The 3,342-nt window shown below is 65.0% G+C and carries 4 protein-coding genes; all 4 read right to left on the reverse strand.

The annotated features are described in order from the left end of the window. Positions 1–126, reverse strand: a 126-nt coding sequence (locus JDV09_RS27610) for a transposase (RefSeq protein ID WP_221372055.1), incomplete at its 3' end; no start/stop codon positions are given. A gap of 43 nt (positions 127–169) precedes the next feature. Next, positions 170–304: a hypothetical protein gene (locus tag JDV09_RS27115; RefSeq protein ID WP_255606088.1), complete on the reverse strand. Its 135-nt coding sequence runs from the start codon at positions 302–304 to the stop codon at positions 170–172. A 171-nt stretch (positions 305–475) separates the two neighbouring features. Further along, positions 476–1,798 carry an ISL3 family transposase gene (locus JDV09_RS26350; RefSeq protein WP_255606089.1) on the reverse strand — a complete coding sequence of 441 codons (1,323 nt, stop codon included), beginning with the start codon at positions 1,796–1,798 and terminating at the stop codon, positions 476–478. A gap of 258 nt (positions 1,799–2,056) precedes the next feature. Next, positions 2,057–3,246, reverse strand: a protein-coding gene (locus JDV09_RS26355) for an IS3 family transposase (protein ID WP_221372074.1) whose coding sequence is annotated in 2 segments (ribosomal slippage) — positions 2,057–2,988 and positions 2,988–3,246 — 1,191 coding nt in all. Because the reading frame shifts where the segments join, the coding sequence is not laid out codon by codon here. Positions 3,247–3,342: the final 96 nt, after the last annotated feature.

Genomic DNA, 3,342 nt, shown 5'->3' on the forward strand with positions numbered 1-3,342 from the left:
GCCCAGCGTGCCCTCATGCATCCCCAGGTCGCGTGCCACCGCGGCGATCGACTTACCCGTCTCACGCACGATCCGCACAGCCCCCTCACGGAACTCCCGGTCGTACTTCTTCCGTTTCTCTGACATCGCTACTCCTTATAGCTGATGCCTCCACGGTCTCGGGGGAATGTCACACCCACTCGTAGAACCCCGATTTCGACACCGCCAGCCAGCCCAGCATCTGCACGATCGTGGGGGCCGGGCCCGTCCCAGCGGCGGCGCTGTCGGCGTGCTGCGCGGCGATGAACGCGTACTTCTGGCTCACCGTGGCTCCTTCGCGAAGTACGCTGCTGCTTTTAAGAATGCCAGCTCCATCGCCATTTCGCGGTTCTGGCGTTCCAGTTCACGGAGCCGAGCGCGTTCGGACAATTCCAGCGGCGGTTCGTCGGTAGCGTGCGTTTCCCGATATTTCCGAACCCAGTTACCGACAGTGGTATCACGGCTCTTCGATTTTGACCGGGCAATAAGCATTAGTCGGAGTTGCGGCCCGCTGTTTGCGGGTGCAGTGGAATCGTATCCGGCGGACCGAGTTGGTGGGGTTGCGGAACCCGCAGGCGCTGCGTTTGACCTGTTTGGCCAGCCGGTTGTAGCCCTCGGTGCCGGCGTTGGTGATGCCGGTCTGGACGAACGCGTTGATTTCGGGCCACCAGGTGTCGATGGTGGCGGCCAGGCTGAGCAGTTCGGGGATGGCCGAGTCGATGCACCAGGACAAGAAGCGATGCAGCCGATGCCGGGTCAGGTGCGGGTCCCCGCCGATGCGTACGGTGGCCAGCAGGGTCCGCAGTTCTTCTTTGGCGATCCACGCCGACAGGATCTGGGCACTGTCGTCGCCATCGATGATTGCGTTCCACATCCGCGCAAAGCTTTTGTCCGACAGCTGTTCCCGCGCGGTAAGCAGTCGTCGCCGGTTGGCCCACTCGGGGTCGTGTTTGCGGCCGCGGCGGTCGCGCAGGTCCCAGGTGACCCGGCGACGGACTTTGGTGAGCGCGTCGTTGGCGAGTTTGACCAGATGGAAATGATCAACGACGAGCACCGCATTGGGCAGCAGGCCCGGGGTGCGCACCGCCGAGGCGTAGACCGCGGCGGGGTCGATCGCCACATATTCGATGCCGGCCCGGAACTCGGCGCTGCGCTGGCCCAGCCAGTCGATCACCGCCGCACGGCTGCGGCCTTCACGCTGGCCCAGCAGGCCCTGATCGCCGGCCAGATCGACGAACCCGGTATCCCACGGATCAACCCGCACCCACGAGGCAGTATCGGTGCAGTGCCGCCAGCGGGGCTTGCCGCGGCGGGTCTCATCGATGCCGAGCACTCGCACCGGGGCTGGTTCCCTCAGCACGGCCTCGGCGTGGGCGACGAACGCCGCATGCGCCGTCGGCCACGACACCGCATGGCTGGCCGCGACCTCGGCCACCGAACGTGCCGCCTCCCCGATGGCCTCGGCCATCTGGGTGCGCAACCGGGCCGTGGTGCGTGCCCGGGCCGGCACCTGCGCGATGACCTCGGTGAACGAGGACTTCTGGCAGTAGTCCTCCCGACAGCGCCAGCGGGTCTTGTGCCAGCGCACCACAACGTCGTCGTGACCATAGGGAATGTCTTTCGGCGAGGTCGTCGTGTGCTCCTTGACCGAGCTGGACACCACCCCGCAGCCCGGGCACACCGCCGCCGATTCATCGACGGTGACCACATGCACCACCCGCGTCCCGTCACCGAGCGCCTCGACACGCTCGACGCGTACTCCTGGCAGCCCAAACAACAATGTCGTACCGTCAACCACGGCCCTTGGATCCCCCTTCTTCAGTCCGAAAGCTACGCAACTCTCAGACTTCGGAAGGCCAAGGGCCTCCCCATGCAACGACACGCCCTATGAGAGCGAGATCACAACTGCCCGTTTAAAATTCAAGAGCCGGTATCACTGAGCCCATGCTCGCGCGCGACTTGGGCGATGGATTTCTGTCCTTCCACCACAAGTCTGGCTGTTTCCTCTTGGGCTTGACCCCGTTTGGTGGACACAGGGTCAGGCGGCTTGTGCCGTCTGAGTGATCCGGTTCTCGTAGTCGACCGGGGTTATCATGCCGATCGCCGAGTGGCGCCGGCGGCGGTTGTAGACCCGCTCGATCCAGTCACCGACGGCGAGCTTAGCGGCCGCCTTGGTGGGCCACAAGTAGCGGTCATAGAACTCGACTTTCAAAGTGGCCCAGAATGATTCCTGCTGCGCGTTGTCCCAGCACACCCCGGTACGGCCCACCGAGCGGGCCAGGTTGTGATCACGGGCGAACCGGGCCAACTGCGCGCTGGTGAACTGGCAGCCACGGTCGGCGTGCAGCACAACCTGCTCAGCCAACCCGCCGCGCATCGCCACCGCCATCGCCACGGCCGCCTCGACCAGGTCGGTGCGCATGTGGTCGTCAACCGCCCAGCCGATCACCCGCCGACTGCGGCCGTCACGGACCGCACGCAAATACAGCCAGCCCTCACCGGTACGCAAATAGGTGATGTCCGACGTCCAGACCCGGTCCAGTTCGCCAACGTCGAAGCGCCGGTTGACCAGGTCTTTGGGCACCGGGACATCCAGATCGACGACCGTGGTCACCGGCGCAAACGTGCGCGGGCTGATCCCGGCCAGACCCTGGCGGCGCAGCGAGGCGGCCACCGTCTTGCGCGACACCGTCTCACCGTCCTCACGCAGGTCGGCCAGGATTCTCGGCGCCCCGTAGACCCCGTCGGAGGCCTTGTGGAAGGCCGCGACCTTGGCATCCAACTCCGCGCGACGCTGCTGGGCCGGCGAAGGCCCCGCCGCCTGCGTCTTACGCCACTTGTAGAACCCCGAACGAGACACCTCCAGCAGTTCACACATCCGGGTGATCGCGTAGGTGGCCTTCTCCGCCTCGATGACCTGGTAGGCGTCTACCGGTTCTGTTCGGAGGCGAAGAAGGCCGCGGCTTTTTTCAAAAACTCACGATCCAAACGTAATTCAGCGTTCTCTTTGCGTAGCCGCTCCAACTCGGCGCGCTCGTCGGCGTCCAACACCGTGTCAGTATCACCGGCGCCGGCGGCATCCTTGACGCGACGCACCCAACGCCCGAGCAGTTGTTCGCCAACACCGATCTCAGCCGCCACGTGCGCGACCGGGCGACCGGTCTCGATCACCAGGCGGGCAGCCTGCTCCCGAAACTCCGGGGTGTACTTCTTCCGCTTGCCCGACATACGGACATCCTTCCCGTGGGACCAGCAGGCCCACCAGTCAGGTGTCCACCATCAAGGGTCAACCCCATTCTCGAAATTCTGGTGAGAATTTCTGAT

Origin of the sequence: Mycolicibacterium xanthum, assembly GCF_019710635.1 — a bacterium.
Taxonomy (GTDB): Bacteria; Actinomycetota; Actinomycetes; order Mycobacteriales; family Mycobacteriaceae; genus Mycobacterium; species Mycobacterium xanthum.